Below are 19522 nucleotides of genomic sequence, written 5' to 3' on the forward strand. Positions count from 1 at the left end.
CTAGAATTATGGATTCCAAAACTTCCGCACGCCAACTCGAAGCCCGCCTCACCGCCCTCGAGGCTCGTGTCGAGGCTCTCGAAGAGCAGAACTCGGCCGCTCCGCCCCCAGCACCCACCTCCGATTCCCGCTACTGGCTCGTCGAGGCCCTCGAAGAAGGGCCCGACATTCCCGACGGCTCCGTCATCTTTGGCGGCGACATCACCATCGGCAATCGCGAGTACAAATACCAATGGCAGCGCCCCACCCAATTCGTCACCGACGAGTCTTGGGAAGAAAACATCAAGCGTCTTACCGCCATCGCACATCCCACCCGCGCGGAGATCCTGCGTCGCCTCCTATGTGCGCCCGCCAGCGCCAACGACCTTGTACAGGAGGGCCTGGTTAGCTCCACAGGAACCGCATATCACCACCTCAACGAACTAAGCAGCGCCGGTTGGATCGCCAAATCCAAGTCCGGCACCTTCGAAATCCGGCCGACCCGCGTCATCCCCCTCATGATAATCATCACGGCGGCGGAGGCGCACTAATGAACTTTTCCATTGGCAAACTCGCAATCGGATTCCTGGTCACTGCTCTCGTGGCATCCGGCCTTGTCCTGGTAGGCCCTCACCGCATTGCCCTGGCAACCGAGGCCACTGGCTCAACCGACCTAGCCCAGAAGCTGCGTGACAATGCGCAGCGCGGACACCACAATCTGACGGCCTTTACACTGGCGAACGGCGAGACCTCCTTCGCAGGCCTTGGCGCCGATGAGCACACCGAAGTCGAAATCGGGTCGGTAACCAAGATGTTCACCGCGGAACTCATCCGCCAAGAGGTCTCTGAAGGCAACCTCAAATACGACGCTAGGGTTGGTCAGTTTCTTGATACCGGCGATTCTCCTATCAGCGATGTGCGCATCGAAGAGCTAATGGAGCACACATCTGGGCTACCAAGACTCGCTGTAACTAATCCCTTTACCGGAATCTCCACCATGCTCACAGGAGGCAACCCCTACGCGAAAGAAACTAAAGAGCAACTCATCGATGCCGCCACTTCCTCCGACCTCGCAGGTCGCGGCGAAGAGAATTATTCCAACCTCGGCTACGGACTTCTCGGGCTCATCTTGGAAGAGGCTTCCGGTAAGCCTTTCGAACAACTGCTGCAAGAGAAAATCTTTGCACCGATTGGAATGCAGGAGACTTACCTCATGACCCCAGGCAGCGTTCCTTCCGATGCCCCGCGTGGCTACACCAGTCGCGGACAAAAGGCTCAACCCTGGGAATTTCCAGCAAGTGGCGCCGCCGGCGGTATTCGGTCAACGCCCAAAGACATGAGCTTGTTCGCCAATTGGCTCATCGAACATGGCGACTTCCAGCATGGCTGGCAAGACAACGAGGCCCCAGTTCCCGCTGGTTACTGGCACAACGGAGGCACTTACGGATATTCGACAATGCTCATTATCGATCCACAAAGTTCAAAAGTAGCCTTCGTCTCAAATGACACTGAGAAGGGAACTGAAGAACTCGCTCGCACTATTTTTGGAGAGCTAGATTGATGTTTTCACTTGTAGTAATTATCGGTCTTCTGCTGAACATTGCGTGGCACCTCGTGAGAACTAAAACAGTATCCACAAACCGCATAGTCGACGTTTGCATAACCTGCATTGTCGTTGCTCTTCTTGGGCGAACCCTGCCTTGGAACTCCGATCTCAGCGTGTTCTGGTGGTACGCTTTGGTAGCCATGACGGCACTTTATGCTGGAAAAGTGGCCTTTCGTAGAAAGTCTCCCAAATCTCCGGCCGCCAAAAAGTCTCCCAAATCTCCTTGTTTGAGGTAGCCTTGCCGTCTATGAGCACCCGCAGTAATCCTTTCCGCCCCACCTTCGGAGTCCCGCCTCTTTATTGGGTGGGCCGTACTGCTGTGCTCGATGCATTCCGCAATGCTCTGCAGTCCCCAGCCGGCGCCTCCGCTCGCACGATGATCGTCAGCGGTGCACGCGGTATCGGAAAGACAGTTCTACTCAATGAACTGGAAGATTCTGCGAAAGCACAAGGCTGGATATGCATTCGGGCTTCTGGGCGCACCAACATGGTCGAGGAGCTCGTCGAGACCACCATTCCGCGGTTGATCGAGCAACTCGCGCCCCGCGACAAGCGGAAAATCAACCGCATCGGCATCGGCGGGGTCGGCTCAATCGGCCTGGAGCACAACACGGATGAGCCTTATAAGCCCACGCTAAATACCCGCCTCCGCGATCTCCTCGCCCAACTATCCGGGGTCGGAATTCTGCTCAGCATCGACGAAGTGCAAGACGCCTCAGTAGAAGACCTCACTTCTATCGCAGTGGCCTACCAGGATCTCCTGCGCGATGAGCTCGACATTTCCTTTGTCGCCGCCGGATTGCCGCAAGGCGTCAACCGCCTGCTCGATCTCCCCGGCGTTACTTTCCTGCGCCGCGCCCAAAGATTCGTTCTAGGTCCGCTTTCTGCAGGCAACGCCGCCGAAGCCTTTACTGCCACCGCAGCTGACTCGGGCCTTAATTTCTCAGAGGAGGCCATCAGCAAGGCCGTCGAGCTGTCGAAGGGCTACCCATACCTCGTGCAGCTGGTGGGTTCCTTGGCTTGGGAGCGCGCAAACGCACGCGACGAGACCAAGATTGCAGCTTCAGACGTAGACAGCATTGCCGACGAAGCCATTTCCATCCTGTGCACACAAGTGCACTTGCCTGCCGCGTCCTCGCTGCCTCCTGCTCAGCGCCAGTTCCTTGACTCGATGTCTAACGCTTCCGTTGATGGCATCGCCACGATTACGGAGATTGCAGAAAGCCAAGGCCGCACGGTCCGCTCGCTTTCGGCAACGCGCCAAAGGCTTATCGACGCCGACCTCATCGAGCCCGCCGCCCACGGCGAGCTGCAATTCGTCATCCCCTACATGGAGTGCTTCTTCAACTCCACCGACAAGCTCGGCAGGGTCGACTAGCTATAGATCACCGGCGTCGCGCACCAACATTCCCGCCGTCTCCACGACCGAGCGCAGCGTGCTTGCCGACGCCTCCCTTGGCACCACGTCTACCGCATCCACCAGCAGCTCACGTGGCATTCCCATGCGGTCAAAGTGCCGGGCCACAGCCACTGCTTCTGCCCGCGCATCGACGCCTGCAATTGCGAAACCGATTCGCTTGCCTTCGCTTAAGAACTCGCCAAGACCATCGATGTTCTTTGCCGTGTCGAGCCCAACGAAGTCAGTCACGAATGTTTCCGCGGCATCGGCGATTTCCCAGTGCGGCCCCGCAACTAGGTAATCCGCGCCCAGCTCCTTGAGCTTCTCCCGAGCAACTTCCGCTGGGATCGCGCGAATCTCGTCAAAGTCGGTGGTACCGGGGACCTTTCCAGTAAGGACGTCGCCAAGCAAAGGCTCGTCCACCTGCACCCGCACCTCACCGTGGAAGCGACGCACCAGCTTCTTCACGTGCTCCCCGATGCCCATCTGCAGGGCTTCATGCAGATCGCGGGTAGCACCGGCGTCGGAAAGCACGCGGTGTCCATTCGCAAGCTCTACCGCCGCTGCTAAGCTCCACGGCCCCAAAACCTGCATCTTTAAAACGGGAACAGACTCGCCCCATACCTCTTGGATGGCGTCCAAATCACGCTCCCACAGATCCCATGTGCGTCGCATCATAAGCTGAGGGCGCTGGGTCATCTGCCACGCGCGTGGGCCGCGGTCAACGTTGACCGCTTCTAAAAGCGCGGCCGTAGAACCCACGGCATCCGCACCAAGCCCACGCTCCGGAAGCTGCGGAATCGCCGGCAGATGTCCAGACTCGCCCATCACGATGTCGGCGGCCTCCGTCATGGACACCCCACGCATCGGACCCAGCGAGAATCCCGTCACTATGCTGTCCCACAGATGGTGCCGGAACCGAGGACGATATCCCCCAATTCATCGGGACTTGGCAGGTACAGCACTGCGGCCTGGCCGCGTGCCACACCGGAGAGCGGTTCTTTTAGCTCCAGCGTCATCTTGTCGCCCTCGCGGTCCACAAACGCCTTGCAAGGCACAACCGACCCGTGCGCGCGAACCTGGACCTCACATTCCAGCTCGCCGTCCATGGCCGGGTGCAGATACTTCAAGCGATCTGCCTGAATCCTCGTCACCGCCAAGTCCTCGCGCGAACCCACGGTCACGGTGCCGCTCGCTGCATCGATGTCGGTGACATAGCGCGGGCGTCCGTCTGCCGTCGGTTCCTTGATGTCAAGGCCCTTGCGCTGACCGATGGTGTAGTTCCATGCACCGTCATGTTGCTTGAGCTCCTGGCCCTCCTGGTCCACGATCATGCCTGGACGCAAACCAATTCGCGAGCCCAAAAATGCCTGCGTATTGCCATCCGGAATAAAGCAAATGTCATAGGAGTCAGGCTTTTTGGCCGTGGAAAAGCCATGACGGGCCGCTTCCTCGCGAATCTGCGGCTTTGGGGTATCGCCGATCGGGAAATAACAATGCTCTAGTTCCTCCGCGGAAATAACGCCCAAAACATAAGACTGATCCTTGTTTTCATCCTTGGAACGGCGCATGTAGCCGGCGTCGTCGAGCGTGGCGTAATGGCCCGTCGCTACCGCATCGAAGCCCAACGCCATACCTTTTTGGAGTAGCGCGCGAAACTTGATCTTCTCGTTGCAGCGCAGGCACGGATTCGGCGTCTCGCCGCGGGCATAAGAATCCACGAAGTCCCCGATGACCTCTTCCTTAAACTGCTCGGAAAAATCCCAAACGTAGAAAGGAATGCCCAGCTTGTCACAGATGCGACGTGCGTCTGCAGAGTCCTCCAAGGAACAGCAACCCCTGGCCTTTTCGCGGGTTTGTTGTGCGTCTTTGTGCAGTGCCAAATGCACTCCCACCACATCGTGGCCTGCTTCCACGGCGCGGGCCGCGGCCACAGAGGAATCGACTCCGCCTGACATCGCTACGAGAACTCGCACTTAAACTCCTTTTCTTCGGCGGCCAAGCTTACTCTTCCAACCCATTAAGCTTAAATGCATGCGCAAAAAGGACGATCTCGTTGGCACCTACGAAATTTCTACCGGCACCGCGGAGGTGGTGGCGGACGAGTACCACGATAACGGATACACACTCATGGTCAATGGAGTACCTTCAAGCCACATCGTGTTGGGCGCACCGGAAGTCCTCGAGTTTGAGTACATGCGCTGGATCGCCACCGCAGTCGAAACGCTTCTGCCAGTGGCACCCGATACCCTCCGCATGACACATCTGGGTGGTGCAGGCTGCTCGCTCCCTCGCTATTTCGCCAGCATTTGGCCCAAGTCCCGCCATACCGTAGTGGAACTCGATGCCAAGCTCGGCGAATTAGTACGCACGCTTTTCGACGTCCCCCGTTCCCCCACCGTCAAAATCCGCGCCGGCGAAGCTCGCGCGGTCACCGATGGCTTCGCACCCGCTAGCCGCGACGTAATTATTCGCGATGTCTTCGCTGGCGACAAGACCCCGCATCCGCTTACTACCCGCGAGTTCTTTCAATCGGTCCGCCACGCCTTGGCGCCTGGAGGACTCTACGTTGCCAATTGCGGAGATCACCGAGATCTCAAAATCGCAAAGTCGGAATTGGCCGGGATGAAGGAGGTATTCGAGCACGTGGCCGTAATCGCGGATCCCCCGATGCTCAAGGGACGGCGTTACGGCAACATCGTTCTTCTCGCCTCAGATCGCGAAATGCCAGCTGCCGGCTCCGTGGAAGCCGCACAACTGGCAAAGTCACTGTTATCTGGCGCGGTCCCTGCCCACTATAAGGACGAGGCGTGGACCATTAACTTCATGCAAGGCGCTACTGCGCGAGCTGATTAACGGCGTCCTGCGCTTGCTCGACTTGGTTCGGGTTGGCGCCGTTCGCGGTGGCAACGTGGCCGGCGTTGTCTAGAAGGATTGCAAGGTCACCGACGGTGAAGTCACCGGAGGCCATGCCAACCAGGTCCTCAATCGGCAAGGAACCATTCTTGGTCAGCTGCTTCACGAAGTCCGTAAAGACGCTCGCAGAGTTGCCATCCAAGCCAGCCTGCTGTGCGGCGTCGATAAGCTGCGGGCTCGCAATGATGCCTGCTGCCAGTGCGAGGATCGCGCCGATCAGCGGTGCGCTGTTGGAGCTCAGGTCTGGCGCGTCGTCGCCAAGCACAAGCCCCTCAAGGATGCCACCGATGTCCAGGTAGTTGCCGTTGCTGAAGGAATCCAGCTGGCCCTCGCTACCATTGAAGACGTTCATATCGACCGGACCAGTGATGCCGTTAACGCGGCCAGAGCCGGAGCGCTGCCAGAAGGAAATCTTATTCCAGCCACCGACTGGATCCGGCGCCTCATCCTGGTAGGCCGCGAGCCATAGCGGCATGTCGGAGAACTCCGTGGTGTTCCCCATCTGCCCCATCCAGAAGTACTTATAGGTATAGATCATCGGGGTACGGCCGGTTAGCGTGCGCAGCTCCGTGGTGAAATCACGGATCCACTGTTCAAGCTGCGCCGAAGAAAGACCTTCATCAACCTCAATATCAAGCACGGGCGGCAGCGTTTGATTCGGAACCAGCGCAAGCTGTGCAGCGAAGTGTGCAGCCTGACGCGTGGCTGACGACGCCGGGCGTGCGTAGTGGTAAGCACCAACCTTCAGACCGCTCGCTGCGGCGGCGTTCGAGTCGGTGATGAAGTGGGGATTCGTCCAGTCGGAGCCCTCGGTCGCCTTAACGAAAGCAAAGGACTGGCCGTCGGACTTTACTTCGCCCCAGTTGATCGGAGCCCCGCCCGGGTGCTGATGGTTTGCAATATCGATACCCGTGGTCGCACCGGAGGTCCAGGCGCCGGCTGTCATCGTGCCTGCGACAGCAAGCGCCACAGAACCAACAACGGCGACGATAGCCTTGCGCATTCCCTTAGATGAAGTCATGCGCGCTACTGTACCGACGAAACAACACAATCCCCTTTAGTAACACGCGTATCTTTGCTTTTATTTTTGCCCAGTTTTCTCTTCCCTTATCATTCGTACATATTTTCGAGTTTCTGTTGATTGGGTTCGGTGGGCTGGATATAATGAGGGCATGAAGATTTCAAGGCAGTTTATTCCAACGGGGGTATGGAAAATTGGAAGCATATTATCTTGTAAATGACCTTTCCAGCACATTAGCAACCTCAGCTCGCAACATCCGTAAGCTCGAGTTCAAACAATGGGAAAATAGCCTCCCTGATCTCGATTCAGACATCGAACTAGTTATCCATAGTTTGGCCACACATACCGGCCTTGGGAAAACCAAAACTAAAAACATCGCCTTCGCGCTCTATCGCCTACGCGAACTTCCACGCCTGCGTACGATGCAGCTCGATTCCTACTTCCTCGATATGACACGCCTGTGCACTATCGACTCCGCCCTTAACAAGCTAGGCGCACCCACTCCCGAGATTCTCCAACGCGTCGATGAAGCCCTTTGTGAGTTCTTCACACCCACCAGCCCAGCAGAAGTCTTGCCTTCTAGCCGTGCCATCCGCACCTTTATCCATGACCTCATCAAACTCCTCGCCCCAGAAATAGATCCTAAAAAGGGCGAGGAAGAAGCCAACAACTCTTACTCCACTTACCCTGTGCCCGGTGGAAAAGAAGCCATTAGCGCCGAATACGAACCAGTAACTGCCTATGAGCTCGACCAACGCATAAAGAACACCGCCGAGAAACTGGAGATAACTCCTGCAGAAGCGCTCGAAAAGCTCATCCGCGGAGAGGCTAACTCCGAGACCATCGTCATCCTGAATATGTACCGCGCCTCGGATATTCCCAATGCACCCGCTTTCATCCAGGGTGCCGGCTGGGTCTCCCCCGAGATCGCTGATTCCTTCGAGCCAAAGGTCGTACGTGACATGACCAAGGCCGCTACCGCGGAGAGCCCTAGCTACACCACACCTTCCACCATCGGCGCTTTCGTTGAAGGCCGCGATGGCACTTGTCGCATGCCACACTGTGACAGGCCCGCGCAGCACTGCCAGAAAGATCACCGGATCAACTTTGCCGAAGGCGGACCGACCGCAGGCTCGAATCTGGCTAGCCTCTGCCAGCACCATCACAACATCAAGACCGATGGCCGAGCCAACTACATCATGGACCCGCTCACCGGAGACATCGTCTGGCTCTTCGACGATGGGCACTGGGAGTATGACGAGCCGACCGGCCCGCTAGCTCCCAAGAAGCGCAACTGGGTACAAACTTTTGCCCAAGCCATGGAATCCCGGCGAAGGGAGGCGCACGCTAAGTGTTTGAATGACGAAGTGCCTTAAGCGCCTCGGTGGCCTTCAGATTCGGAAGGTAAGCATGGACCACCGCGAGGCCAATCGCTGGGAGGGATAACTCATCCTCATAACACAGGAACCACTTGTGCTCCTCCGGCTGGAACTTGCGCTTGCTTGCGGCTAAAGACCGAAAGCCGTAAAGCGGTTCCATCTGCTCGCCGAGTTTCATCAGCAGTGAATCTAAGGTCGAAGGATTTTCGGTCGTCCCTGCCAACGGAGCGCCCGAAAGCGAAATCCATTCACAGCCCTCACCCGCCGCGATAACGAGCGCCTCAGAAATCAACAGCTCCATAACCCCTTTGAAACCTCGCTCATTACGGCGCATCACATCGAGGGTGTAGCCCACCAACTGCCCATCACGCCGCACCGGCAGCCAGCTGGTCATGCCGTGCACCAGACCATCATCGTCTAGAGCCAAAAGGAGACGAGTACCTGAAACCTGCATCTCGTCGATACCTCCCAGAGTAAAGCCCATCTCCGGAAGGGCCTTCTCGCCGACCCATTCTTCGCTTAGCGTGACCAAAGCGGCGGCAACAGCAACATCGAGTTGATCCCACGTGGTCCACACGGTTCTCACGCCTTCTTTTGCTGCCTTATTTCGCGCGGTGCGGATATTCTGGAACTTCTTGCCCTTGAACTCCGTGTTTTCACAGCTCAACACCGCCTCGTCCGCGACCTGAAGCCGCTTCAATCCAGGATGAGAAACCGCGAAATCGCTTGCCACCGAATACCACGCAGGAGTTAGTCCCTGAGATTTGACGAACTCCTCGAACTCGCGAGAGATGTCATCGCCAACCGGTCCACCCAATGTCAAAGCAACGCCATTGGAAGCGCGATATGCCACGAAGGAATCGCCAGCGAAGAAATATCTGTTTCCCTCCCACAAGGTCATGAAGGATAGGTGGTCGCCAGTTCGGCGCTGCAGGATTTTCCGTGCCCGCGAGCGGTCCGATTCCCGTTGCGGGTCCGAGGGCGCGGAGAAGCACCGCCACAGCGCCCAAATGACGCACAGCCACCACACGTTGCCGACCCACGAATAGACAAACCAGCCAAATCCACTTGCCGGCACCAATTCATGGGGAGAGACGAGCGTTATTACTACAGGCAAGAAACGCAACGGCCACTCCGCCAACGCTGCGCTTAGCGACGCCCCGCCCACAAAGGCAGACTTCAACAACAAGGTAGAAAGCAACCAGGTGGCAGAACAAATAAGGAATACCCCGCCCAGCCAAGCCGCGTGCTTTTTAATAATCTGCGGCGCTTCACGAACTTGGAAGAGCCGGCGGGAGTACATGAGCACAGCGAGGCAGAACAACCAGGGCAACAGGGCTTCAAACAGGTTAAGCCCGTAGATGAAGAAACCGTCTTGGTCTAGGTCCCACAGCTGAACGAGCAGGAAGGCCAAGGAAGCAACTTGGATGAGGCACGAAAGTACCCACGCAGCATGGCGGCCACGCACGAGCCCGAAACACAATACAAGTTGGATAAGCAGCGGCATGAGGTTGGCAAGCAAGGGACCGACACCATGCATGCGTGCGACGTCAGCCGCGGATATACAGTCCCTGGACGTTTCGTCGAGAGTGCAGAGAACCTCAACCGCGACGTCGGAAAGCGCAGGCCCCCACATCAGCTCGGTGAGGAGGGAAAATGGGCCTTCGGCGATTGGATTGATAGCAACCAGCACCGGGCTAATGGCAACCGCGATGAGGATGAAAGCTACGAGCACGCGCCGCTCGCGCAACGAGGGCTTTGCGGTCTCCCGCGGATGACGCCACAGGCCTAAAAAAAGGCCGAATACCGCGGCGGTAAGTCCCAAGATGTCGGCCATCGAACCAGCATAAAAGACGTTCGTGAACGCAAGAACGAGGATGATAACCCGAAAACGGCGCTTCCACAGGCGCGGCATCTTCGCCGAGGCATACATCGCAGAGCCGAAAATCCAGCCTATTGGTGTAAAGAGGTAGCTGTTGAGGAGATCGTCGCCCCATCGGTTCAGGCCCGATACTTCGACGCCTCGCGCGATGAAAAAGGCAATCGGTAACGAAAGAAACTGAAGGAAAAGGCCAACGACGAGGTATTTCCTGCTGCCCAAGACTCGCTCGGCAGGGCCACCGAAAAGAATGGCGAAGAAGGTTACAACGACGGATCCGCCAATTGTGACGGTGGTCAAACCGGTTGCCTCAACCCAATCATTGTCCACGAAGTGGAGAACCCACATGACCACAATCAGGAGCAAAGTTACGGGAAATTGCTTAAGTATGAACATCGTTGTCCTCGATTCCATGGAATGGGTCATGGATGGCTGTAAGTCCCCCGCGGCGCGCAGCAAAAGCGAAGGATTGACGCAGTGCTGGGCGCCACACCCCGAAGGAGTGGCCACCGCTTAGAGCACCGACATAAGTCTTTCCGCCTGCCCCGCGAACGAGCTCAGCAAGTTGGTTTTGAGCAGCAATCGCGGGCTTGTCCTTGTCGCCTGCAAAGAAGACGACACTGAGCCCGGGATAGCGATTTTTCTTCAGCAAGAAGGCCGGATTTTGCGCCTGGAAGGCTTGCTCATCTCCGCCAAAGAACTTCTGGACGGTATCGGCATGCTTGCCGATGGTCGGCTCCGCCTCACCGGAGAAGTCCAAATACGTTCCGAAGGCCTCGGGATGGTTGGTGGCAACCTGCAAAGTACAGGTACCTCCGTAGGAAAGGCCGCCGAGAGTCCAATGCGACTGGTCTTCGTCAACGCGCAATTGCTTTTTGATCTGGGCTGGAACGTCTTTGGTCAGATAGGTCATTACCTTGGCGGATTGAGAGTCCGCGCAAACAGGGTTAGCGGTTTCAGAACCGGTGGCGTCAACTGCTACGACGATGGGCGATACTCCCCCGTTTGCCTTCTGAAATTCATCGGCGGTCTGTGCGGCTTCGCCAGTTCCAAACCACTGGGTTGGGCCACCGGGATTGCCATGGAGCAAAACGAGCACCGGCAGGCGCTTTCCGCTCCAATAGGCTGGCGGCAAATAGGCGGTAGCTTCGCGGGCTTTGAATCCTTGGCTTGGTAAGTCGAGATGAACCAGACCGGCGGAACTGCCCGCATGCGAGGCTAGTTCGGAGGCGGGAATAGTTTGGGCCACCGGTCGCGGATCGAGGGAACCGACCGTGGAATAGGTCTGGTACTCGAGGTTGACTAGCCCGACGACCGCAACGAGTGATGCGATGCCCGCGAGCGTCGTGGAAAGTTTCGGCTTACGCAGCAGTGCGGCGAGGCAGATACCAGAGGCGACGAAGACATGAGCAGGGATATCCCAATGCTGGAGGAAATACCAGGCACCAACCGATATAAACAAAGCCAAAACAACAGGCACAATCTTGCGCGCCCATGCAACAACTATCGCGGAAAGAACCACGATGACCGCATATATCGCCCCATTTACGGGTTCGGCCAGCGGCAGGCCAAGGAGGAAATTCACTCCTAAATCATAGGCCTGCGCTGGCCAAATAGGCTGTTAAGTACCTGGGAGGTCGGTACTTATACGCTGCGGGCGCGCTTGACGACGTCGGGAAGCTGCGCCAGGACGTACTCGACGTCGGCAGGCGTTGTGTTCCTACCAAGGGTAAAACGCAGCGAACCGATTCCATCAGAGTCGGACACATTCATCGCCTCAAGGACGTGCGACATGCGGTTGACGCCCGAGTGGCAGGCGCTGCCGGTCGAGGCCTCGATGCCCAAGGAATCGAGCAACATGATGAGGCTGTCGCCATCGGTGCCGGGGAAGGACACATGCAGGTGCGAAGCCAACATAGGTTCCTCGCAATTGAGGATGACGTTGTCGATGCTGGAGAGAATGCCGGCACGCAGCTGGTTACGAAGAGCACCGACGCGCTTGGTCTCGGAATCGATCTCAGAGACAGACTCCTCGAGCGCAGCCGCAAGAGCAGAAGCACTGGCGACGTCCACGGTGCCGGGGCGGATGCCCCTTTCTTGGCCGCCTCCGAAAGCGATGGGCTGCGGGGCTGGGCTGCGTTTTGCAAGCAGCAAGCCGATGCCACGTGGGCCGCCGAACTTGTGGGCGCTCGCCGCGAGCGTGGTAGCACCGAGCTCGTGGAAGTCGATGGGCAGCTTGCCTGTGACCTGAACTGCATCGATGTGAACTGGGGTGCCAACTAAGTTTGCGCGGCGCACAATCTCGGCAACTGGCTGGATGGCACCGGTCTCGTTGTTTGCCCACATGCAGGTGGCAACGTCGGCAGGCGTATCTAGTGCGGAGAAGTCGCTGACGTGGGAATAACGATCGACGGGCAGAAGATCGACCTGTGCATCCGGCAGCTGGGCAACGCTATCGCGAACGGCTGGGTGCTCGATAGGAGTCGAAACCACGCGGTTGGTGGTGCCCAGACGGTACAGGCCTTGGATGGCGATGTTGTCGGCTTCGGTGCCGGAGGAAGTGAAGATGACCTCGATCGGCTCACAGCCAAGAATATCCGCGACTTTCTCGCGGGCGTCGTCAAGCACGGAGCGAGCCTTTCGGCCCGAGGCATACTGCGCGCCGGAGTTTACCGCGCCAGAGGCGGCAACCCACGCATCGATGGCCACCTGGCGCATCGGCTGAGTAGCCGCATAGTCAAAGTAGTGCGACATTACTTGCGGGACTCCAGCTCAGCGACCAAAGCCGGGGAAATCTCGTGGACGTCACCAACGACGCCGAGGTCAGCGATCTGGAAGAAAGGCTCGTCCTGATCCTGGTTAACCACAACGATGGTGCCGGAGGTCTGCATGCCGGAGGTGTGCTGGATAGCACCGGAGATGCCAAGCGCGATGTACAAATCCGGGGAAACCGTGACGCCGGTCTGGCCCACCTGGTGTGCTGGGTCGTAGAAGCCCTGATCGACTGCATCGCGGGTGGCACCGACGGCACCGCCGAGGGCGTCGGCAAGCGGCTCCACGATGGTGGAGAAGTTGTCGTCGACGCCGCGGCCACCAGAGACAACTACCTTCGCGGCAGTCAGCTCCGGACGAGCAGACTTCTCATGCGGGGTAAAGGAGGTGACGGTGACGTCCTTGGCAGTTGCGGCCGGCAGGGGCATCGGCGCCGGAGCGGCGGCTACCGGCTGCGGATCCGCGGCGATTGCGCCTGGGCGCAGGGTGTAGATCGGGCTCGCGCCAGATGCTGTCGCAGTAGTCTCGTAGGAACCGCCGAAGATGGTCAGGTGCGCGGAGCCGTCGGCGTTAATCTCGTCGACGTTGACGAGGGCGCCGGAAGCCAGACGCGCGGAAAGGCGGCCGGCAATCTCGTTGTTGGTCGGGGTCGCAGCTAGCACGATTGGGGCTGGGTTCGCGGCGGCGAGGGCGTGCAGGGCATCGACCTCGGGCAGGATGATGCGGTGCTCGTAGTCCTCAGCGCTTGCCTGCACGATCTGTGCGGCGCCAAGGGCGGCCAGCTCGGAATCGAAGGCATCTGCTTGCTTGCCGACGACGACTGCGGAAACGGTACCCAGCGCACGCGCTGCGGTAATCAGCTCACCGGTAACAGGGCTAAGGGCGTTATCTTCGTGCTCTACAAGTACGTATACGTGAGACATTTTCGGCTCCTAGATAAGGTTCTTCGCGGCGAGGAAGTCGGCAATCTGCTTTGCGGCTTCCTGCGGATTCGGCTCGGTGATGACCTCACCCGCGGTGCGGGCAGGACGCTGGGCGGCGGCTGTCACCGTGGTGGTTGGTGCCACGGCATCGATGCCAAGGGAGGCCACGTCGAGGGTGGTGATCTCGGCCTTCTTGGCCGCCATGAGTCCCTTGAAGTTCGGGAAGCGCGGCTTATCGGCCTTATCGGTGAAGGTCGCGATGGCTGGCAGGGCTGCCTCCAGCTCCCAGTGGCCGTGAGCGTCCTCGCGCACACCGCGCAGGACGCCGCCCTCGAGGCTCAGGGACTTCAGCTCGGTCATCGCCGGGAGCTGACGGTACTCAGCGAGCAGGCCAGCCAGCAGGCCGGTGGAAGCATCAGAGGAGTAGTTGCCCAGGGTGATGATCTGGACGTCCTCGATAGTGTTGATGGCCGCGTTGAGTGTCCAGGCGGTGGAGAGTGCATCGGCGCCGGAAAGGGCGTCGTCAAGCACGTGTACTGCGTCGTCTGCGCCCATCGCAAGGGCCTTGCGCAAAGCTTCGTCAGCGCCGGCGGGGCCCATGGTCACTGCGACGACGCGGAAGTCTGGGTTTGCTTCCTTGATGCGCAGGGCCTGCTCGACGGAATACTCGTTGACCTCGTCGATGACGTTGTCGACGCTCGTGCGGTCGAGGGTGTGGTCTTCCTCGAGGGACTTGGTGGACCAGGTATCCGGTACGTGTTTGACCAGAGCCACGATTGCGGGCATTGGACACTTCCCTTTCCGATAGATTTATGTTGCGTAATTATCCTCGGACGATACTACTCGTGGTCCGCACAGCAACGCGATTCCCTTAGTTCCGATGCGTGTCATGATGACGGCCATGGAACGGCTTCCTTTGAGCTTAAGCTTCTTCCGCAACTGATCGGGGTCGACGTCTAGACCGCGGACCAGTATCTCGAGGGAGCCAGCATCGTGTGACTGCAGTGCGGCTTTGAGTTTCTTGACTGGCACCGCCTCGATGAATTCAAATCCGGACGTGCCTGCCGGGATGCGTTGCCCTGTCAGGTAAGCGATGCGCGGGTCCAGCTGGTGGAGGCCTTCGCGCTTGGCGTAGTGACGCACGAGCCCCGCGCGTACAACCGCGCCGTCTGGGTCCATGATGTAGGTGCCAATGTCGTCGGCTTCGGGCAGGTCGGCCTCGTCGAAGTCGGTGTTGGAGAGAACATCAGCCTTTCCGCCTTTGATCATGACTGCGCTGCGGCCAACGCCCAGGCCGGGTGTATACAGGCAGGCCTCTTTGACGTTGCCGTCGACGCTGGCGACGGATACTAAACCTTGCCAATCTGAAAAGTCGAGACCGGGGGCACACTTGACGGCGAGTTCGCACTCGTGTGCCGCCAGAAGATCGGGCAACGGCGGCAGGAGCTTTGCGGGATCGGTGATGCGTTTGCCGCCGCTTCGGCGCGCTGGATCGGCGATGATAACGGGTGCCGTTGAGCTCTGCGTCAAAGCGTCTGCGCAGAAGAAGGGATGCGGGGTGTTGTGCTGCGCCATCTTGATGCGCGACCGGTCGAGGTCAGAGCCTACATATTTTCCTGGAGCCCACGCAGCCCCCTCGGTACCGATGGAACAGGTGACATCGTGGACGAGCTCGACACCCAGGCTTGTCAAGAAAGCGGCACGATGTTTGGCTACTTCGAGCGGGGTGGCCTGCTGCACGGAATCGGAGTCCATAAGCCAGTCACTGGGCAGCTTTTTACTGTTTCGGGCTTTGATGAGTTCGGCTACGGCGCGGGCGTGCTCACCGAATTCTTGCTGGAGCTTGGCGACGTCGCCTAATTGGGAGGCCTTGCTGAATTCAAGGTCAAGTCCCGCTATCTCCGGTTGGTGCTGGATTAAGAAGTCGATCTCGGCGAGGGTATAACTCATATTCTGTCTACGGGTTGAGTGCTGAAGAATTCGCGGTAGCGCGGGTCGTGCTCTGGGTCGCCGATGATGGGGCGAAGATCGGAGAAGGAGGCGTCGTCAAGCGCTTCTCGCACCGTGGAGTAATTGCTAAGCCGCAGCATTTGCGCCCAGGTGGGAAGGGCTAGGCGGACCAGCCCGGCGCGCCACCCGTCGAGGACGAGGCGGGGCGGGAACCATCCGGCGTCGGCAGCCTCGGTGGTTTCCCCGTCTGGTTCTTGGCCTTCCGGTAGAACGGCGATGAAGAAGAAGGTATCGAACCATTGTCCGCAGTCTTCGCCTGCCCACCGAGACCACGGCATGAGCATGTCGGCGTCGGCGCGCATGCCGTTGTTCATGAGGAATTCGGTAAAGGAAATCTCGTGGGTCTCCAGCATGACGCGTTCGCGGTGATAGCGTGAGGCGTCGGAGACGATTCCGTCATCGCGAACGGCGAGCAAGGTACCGGATTCCTCGAAGAGTTCCCGGATGGCGGCGAAGACCAAGGCATGGGTCTTGTATTTGGTAACGCCCATGCGACGGGCCAAGGAAATAACGGAGCGGCCCGCCCAGAGATCGCCGGAACTCCACATTCTTGGCGGGAAATCGCGGGGGTCTACTCCCCCGCCCGGAAACACTGCGTGCCCCGGGTAATTGCGCATCGTGGAGACCCGTTCCTGGAGCCAAACCTCGAGCCCTTCTTGGCCGTCGCGCAGCAGCAGGACGGTAGCGGCCAAGCGTCCACCGTTAAAACCGGTGGTTTCGCTGTGGTCGATCGCGTCAAGGCGCTCGTGAATGGGTCGGGTCATGCAAAGTTCCGTTTAGCGTATGCGGCGAGCGAAGTAACGTTCACCGATTCGATCCACCTGAATTGGTTGGTGGAAAGCCTGCGTAAGGTTTTCTGAGGTAAGGACCGTATTGATTAGTCCCTTCGCCACGACCTTACCCTCATCGAGGATCATCGCATGGGTAAATCCATAAGGGATTTCCTCGACGTGGTGGGTAATCATGACGATTGCTGGTGCATCGGCATCCATTGCCAGATCGCCCAAGTAACCCACGAGATCCTCGCGGCCTCCTAAGTCCATGCCAGCGGAAGGCTCGTCGAGAATGAGTAGCTCAGGGTTGGACATAAGGGCACGAGCCAAGATGACACGCTTCTTCTCACCCTCCGATAGGGTTCCCCAGGTGCGTTCGGCCAAGTGGCGGGCGCCCACCTGGTCAAGAATTTCGAAGGCGCGGCTAAAGTCCATGTCTTGGTATTCCTCGCGGAAGCGTCCCAAGACTGCATAGCCGGCGGAGATAACGAGGTCGTCGACTCGCTCGCCGTCGGGAATGCGGTGCTGTACTGCGGCGGAAGAAATGCCGATTGCGGCACGCAGATCGCGCATGTCGGTCTTGCCGATCTGCTCGCCCATCAAAAAGGCGGTTCCTTTAGAAGGAAACTCTTCCGCAGAAGCCATGCGGACCAAGCTGGTCTTGCCGGCGCCGTTTGGGCCGATGATGACCCAACGCTCGTCGAGCTCTACTTGCCAATCGACTGGGCCCACCAAGGTTCTTCCGCCACGGCGCAGCTCGACGCCGCGAAAGTCGATGAGCCAATCTTCGTCGGTTACGGGCATTGTTTCGTTATTCACAGCATTCACGTCTTATATTGTGGCGGAAATTCTGGTTGCCCGGTGAAACTGACACAGCTGCACTACTCTAAAGGGCATGACTACACGCCTCGCCATCGATGATGTCCGTCCTAGCTTCTCTCCCACTAAGGCCGTGGTTAATGAGGTGGTTCCGGTAACCGCGTTGGTCTGGCGGGAAGGCCATGATGCGGTGTCGGCAACCCTTTCGGTATGGAATACCGAATCCCCTTCGGTTTCCTCGGTGACCATGGACCAAGACCCAATTGACCCTGACCGTAGGCATGGTGTGTTTACTCCGCTTACCTGTGGGCGCTGGTTCTTCCGTATCGATGCGTGGTCAGACCCGATGGCAACGTGGCGCAATGCGGTGGAAAAGAAGATGGCTGCGGGGCAGACGGCCGCCGAGCTTTCCAACGATCTCCTCCACGGCGCAGAGCTTTTTGAGCGGGCGGGAATGCCCGATGTTGCTAAGTCGCTAGCGAATGAGTCTTTGGACCTGGCCTCGCGCGTCGAGGCAGCGCTTTCCGACGCCGTGGCAAAGAAACTGCATGCGCACCCCTTACGGGATCTGCTCGTGGAAGGCGAGGTCCACGAGGTACTGGTCGAGCGCCGAGAAGCGCTTTATAACTCTTGGTATGAGCTCTTCCCGCGTTCTACGGGCGGTTGGGATGAAGAAGGCAACCCAGTCCACGGCACTTTCAAGACCACGGCCAAGGCGCTGGAGCGAGTCGCAGACATGGGCTTCGACACAGTGTATTTTCCGCCGATCCACCCCATCGGCAAGGTTCACCGCAAGGGCAAGAACAACTCGGTGGTGGCTGAACCAGGCGACGTCGGCTCGCCGTGGGCAATTCAAGATCATTCCACCACTCACCCAGACTTGGGCACGATGGATGATTTCAAAAAGCTGGTTTCCCGCGCGCAGGAGCTGGGGCTCGAGGTAGCGCTGGACTTAGCGCTCCAGGCCGCACCGGACCATCCGTGGGCCAAGACGAACCCAGAGTTTTTCACGGTCTTGGCTGACGGCACCATCGCTTATGCGGAGAATCCTCCGAAAAAGTACCAGGACATCTATCCCCTAAACTTCGACAACGACCCAGACGCGATCTATAAGGAGATCTTCCGCATCGTGATGATCTGGATCGAGGCGGGCGTAACCACCTTCCGCGTGGATAACCCGCATACCAAGCCGGCAAACTTTTGGACCTGGCTCATAGACAAGGTGCACGTGACCCATCCAGAGGTCATCTTCCTGGCGGAGGCCTTTACCCGCGCGCCACGGCTGTTCGGCTTGGCAAAGGCAGGCTTTACCCAGTCCTATACCTATTTCACCTGGCAAACCTCGAAGCACGAGCTGACCGAGTTTGCCAAGATGCACGTGGATCAGGCGGATATTTGCCGCCCCAACCTCTTCGTGAATACGCCTGACATCCTGCACGAGTCTTTGCAGACCGGCGGGCGGGCCATGTTCGCTATCCGCGCGGCTTTGGCCGCGACTCTGTCTCCGCTATGGGGCGTGTACTCCGGCTATGAGCTTTATGAGCACGAGGCAGTGGCGCCGGGCAGCGAGGAGTACATGGACTCTGAGAAGTACGAGCTGCGCCCGCGCGACTTCCAGGAGGCGGCTACCCGTGGCGCATCGTTGGAATCCTATATTCGCCTGCTCAATCTCATCCGCCGTGAGAACCCCGCGCTGCAGCAGCTGCGCAACCTCAAATTCCACGACGTCGATAACGAAAAAATCATTGCCTACTCCAAGGCAGATCCTGCGACGGGCAACGTGATCCTGGCCGTGATCAACCTGGATCCGCGCAATGCCCAAGAAGCCACCGTTACCGTAGATATGGAAGCGATCGGCAGGGCCGACGGTGACGTCTACACCGTCCACGATGCCATTACCGGCGCCGCCTATAACTGGTCCAACCGCAACTTCGTGCGACTCGAACCGATGCGCGACGTCGCCCATCTGTTCGTGCTGCCGCAGGCTGACCCGCATTCCTTGGACCGCCTTGCCTGGCGCGACGTCAACGATTATCGACCTTAAGT

General features: G+C 58.6%; 17 protein-coding genes. 6 read left to right on the plus strand and 11 right to left on the minus strand.

The annotated features are described in order from the left end of the window. Positions 1–8 precede the first annotated feature (8 nt). The 3 genes from WM42_RS01175 (at position 9) to WM42_RS01185 (ending at position 2963) form a co-directional block, all read left to right on the plus strand. Positions 9–530, plus strand: coding sequence for an ArsR/SmtB family transcription factor (locus WM42_RS01175; protein ID WP_062035253.1), 522 nt, complete (start codon positions 9–11; stop codon positions 528–530). Beyond that, entirely contained in the window at positions 530–1540 is a 1011-nt protein-coding gene (locus WM42_RS01180) for a serine hydrolase domain-containing protein (RefSeq protein ID WP_145915023.1), read from the plus strand. Before WM42_RS01175 ends, WM42_RS01180 begins: the two co-directional genes overlap by 1 nt. A 292-nt stretch (positions 1541–1832) precedes the next feature. Next, complete coding sequence (locus WM42_RS01185) at positions 1833–2963, plus strand: ATP-binding protein (protein WP_062035255.1); 1131 nt, start codon at positions 1833–1835, stop codon at positions 2961–2963. On the opposite strand, the gene WM42_RS01190 is transcribed toward WM42_RS01185, so the two are convergent. Together WM42_RS01190 and mnmA are read right to left on the minus strand one after the other, a co-directional pair. Further along, the gene (locus WM42_RS01190; protein ID WP_062035258.1) at positions 2964–3875 is read right to left on the minus strand and encodes a uroporphyrinogen decarboxylase/cobalamine-independent methonine synthase family protein; all 912 of its coding nucleotides are present in this window, start codon (positions 3873–3875) and stop codon (positions 2964–2966) included. It abuts the gene before it with no gap. Beyond that, positions 3875–4960: a tRNA 2-thiouridine(34) synthase MnmA gene (mnmA, locus tag WM42_RS01195; protein WP_062035260.1), complete on the minus strand. Its 1086-nt coding sequence runs from the start codon at positions 4958–4960 to the stop codon at positions 3875–3877. The genes WM42_RS01190 and mnmA overlap by 1 nt, the downstream gene beginning before the upstream one ends. Before the next feature lie 58 nt (positions 4961–5018). On the opposite strand from mnmA, the gene WM42_RS01200 reads away from it, so the two are divergent. After that, positions 5019–5840 (plus strand): spermidine synthase, encoded by an 822-nt coding sequence (locus WM42_RS01200; RefSeq protein ID WP_062035262.1) that lies wholly within the window; start codon positions 5019–5021, stop codon positions 5838–5840. Here WM42_RS01200 and WM42_RS01205 read toward each other — a convergent pair. Then, positions 5821–6921 carry a glycoside hydrolase family 25 protein gene (locus WM42_RS01205; protein WP_082787603.1) on the minus strand — a complete coding sequence of 367 codons (1101 nt, stop codon included), beginning with the start codon at positions 6919–6921 and terminating at the stop codon, positions 5821–5823. The genes WM42_RS01200 and WM42_RS01205 overlap by 20 nt on opposite strands. Positions 6922–7343: 422 nt before the next feature. On the opposite strand from WM42_RS01205, the gene WM42_RS01210 reads away from it, so the two are divergent. Next, positions 7344–8297, plus strand: a complete 954-nt coding sequence (locus WM42_RS01210; RefSeq protein WP_235591283.1) for an HNH endonuclease signature motif containing protein — start codon at positions 7344–7346, stop codon at positions 8295–8297. Here the strand turns inward: WM42_RS01210 and WM42_RS01215 are convergent. Genes WM42_RS01215 through WM42_RS01250 form a run of 8 tightly spaced genes read right to left on the minus strand, consistent with a single transcriptional unit; the run spans position 8269 to position 17461 of the window. Then, a complete protein-coding gene (locus tag WM42_RS01215) occupies positions 8269–10575 on the minus strand; it encodes a bifunctional lysylphosphatidylglycerol flippase/synthetase MprF (RefSeq protein ID WP_235591284.1) in 2307 nt (768 codons plus the stop codon). The two genes, WM42_RS01210 and WM42_RS01215, sit on opposite strands and share 29 nt — an antisense overlap. Further along, positions 10562–11764, minus strand: a complete 1203-nt coding sequence (locus tag WM42_RS01220) for an alpha/beta hydrolase (RefSeq protein WP_062035272.1) — start codon at positions 11762–11764, stop codon at positions 10562–10564. Before WM42_RS01220 ends, WM42_RS01215 begins: the two co-directional genes overlap by 14 nt. A gap of 59 nt (positions 11765–11823) precedes the next feature. Beyond that, on the minus strand, positions 11824–12933 hold the full coding sequence (locus WM42_RS01225) for a cysteine desulfurase family protein (protein ID WP_062035274.1): 1110 nt from the start codon (positions 12931–12933) through the stop codon (positions 11824–11826). Continuing rightward, the gene (locus WM42_RS01230) at positions 12933–13874 is read right to left on the minus strand and encodes an electron transfer flavoprotein subunit alpha/FixB family protein (protein ID WP_062035276.1); all 942 of its coding nucleotides are present in this window, start codon (positions 13872–13874) and stop codon (positions 12933–12935) included. The genes WM42_RS01225 and WM42_RS01230 overlap by 1 nt, the downstream gene beginning before the upstream one ends. Positions 13875–13883: 9 nt before the next feature. Next, positions 13884–14660 (minus strand): electron transfer flavoprotein subunit beta/FixA family protein, encoded by a 777-nt coding sequence (locus WM42_RS01235; RefSeq protein ID WP_062035278.1) that lies wholly within the window; start codon positions 14658–14660, stop codon positions 13884–13886. Positions 14661–14684: 24 nt separating this feature from the next. Continuing rightward, the gene (locus WM42_RS01240; protein WP_062035280.1) at positions 14685–15824 is read right to left on the minus strand and encodes a THUMP-like domain-containing protein; all 1140 of its coding nucleotides are present in this window, start codon (positions 15822–15824) and stop codon (positions 14685–14687) included. Then, a complete protein-coding gene (locus tag WM42_RS01245) occupies positions 15821–16648 on the minus strand; it encodes an NUDIX hydrolase (protein ID WP_062035282.1) in 828 nt (275 codons plus the stop codon). The genes WM42_RS01240 and WM42_RS01245 overlap by 4 nt, the downstream gene beginning before the upstream one ends. 12 nt (positions 16649–16660) lie before the next feature. Then, positions 16661–17461 carry an ABC transporter ATP-binding protein gene (locus WM42_RS01250; protein WP_062039006.1) on the minus strand — a complete coding sequence of 267 codons (801 nt, stop codon included), beginning with the start codon at positions 17459–17461 and terminating at the stop codon, positions 16661–16663. Between the two features lie 91 nt (positions 17462–17552). On the opposite strand from WM42_RS01250, the gene WM42_RS01255 reads away from it, so the two are divergent. Next, positions 17553–19520, plus strand: coding sequence for a maltotransferase domain-containing protein (locus WM42_RS01255; protein ID WP_062035284.1), 1968 nt, complete (start codon positions 17553–17555; stop codon positions 19518–19520). Positions 19521–19522 lie beyond the last annotated feature (2 nt).

It is taken from the genome of Corynebacterium simulans (assembly GCF_001586215.1).
Classification (GTDB): Bacteria; Actinomycetota; Actinomycetes; order Mycobacteriales; family Mycobacteriaceae; genus Corynebacterium; species Corynebacterium simulans.

What these genes read in the sequence shown, in the direction of transcription:
- WM42_RS01210 (WP_235591283.1), top strand. Translation starts at nt 7,344, where the DNA reads ATGCAGCTCGATTCCTACTTCCTCGATATGACACGCCTGTGCACTATC.
- WM42_RS01250 (WP_062039006.1), bottom strand. Translation starts at nt 17,461, where the DNA reads ATGCCCGTAACCGACGAAGATTGGCTCATCGACTTTCGCGGCGTCGAG.
- WM42_RS01200 (WP_062035262.1), top strand. Translation starts at nt 5,019, where the DNA reads ATGCGCAAAAAGGACGATCTCGTTGGCACCTACGAAATTTCTACCGGC.
- WM42_RS01245 (WP_062035282.1), bottom strand. Translation starts at nt 16,648, where the DNA reads ATGACCCGACCCATTCACGAGCGCCTTGACGCGATCGACCACAGCGAA.
- WM42_RS01240 (WP_062035280.1), bottom strand. Translation starts at nt 15,824, where the DNA reads ATGAGTTATACCCTCGCCGAGATCGACTTCTTAATCCAGCACCAACCG.
- WM42_RS01255 (WP_062035284.1), top strand. Translation starts at nt 17,553, where the DNA reads ATGACTACACGCCTCGCCATCGATGATGTCCGTCCTAGCTTCTCTCCC.
- WM42_RS01180 (WP_145915023.1), top strand. Translation starts at nt 530, where the DNA reads ATGAACTTTTCCATTGGCAAACTCGCAATCGGATTCCTGGTCACTGCT.
- WM42_RS01215 (WP_235591284.1), bottom strand. Translation starts at nt 10,575, where the DNA reads ATGTTCATACTTAAGCAATTTCCCGTAACTTTGCTCCTGATTGTGGTC.
- WM42_RS01230 (WP_062035276.1), bottom strand. Translation starts at nt 13,874, where the DNA reads ATGTCTCACGTATACGTACTTGTAGAGCACGAAGATAACGCCCTTAGC.
- WM42_RS01175 (WP_062035253.1), top strand. Translation starts at nt 9, where the DNA reads ATGGATTCCAAAACTTCCGCACGCCAACTCGAAGCCCGCCTCACCGCC.
- WM42_RS01225 (WP_062035274.1), bottom strand. Translation starts at nt 12,933, where the DNA reads ATGTCGCACTACTTTGACTATGCGGCTACTCAGCCGATGCGCCAGGTG.
- WM42_RS01205 (WP_082787603.1), bottom strand. Translation starts at nt 6,921, where the DNA reads ATGACTTCATCTAAGGGAATGCGCAAGGCTATCGTCGCCGTTGTTGGT.
- WM42_RS01185 (WP_062035255.1), top strand. Translation starts at nt 1,833, where the DNA reads ATGAGCACCCGCAGTAATCCTTTCCGCCCCACCTTCGGAGTCCCGCCT.
- WM42_RS01235 (WP_062035278.1), bottom strand. Translation starts at nt 14,660, where the DNA reads ATGCCCGCAATCGTGGCTCTGGTCAAACACGTACCGGATACCTGGTCC.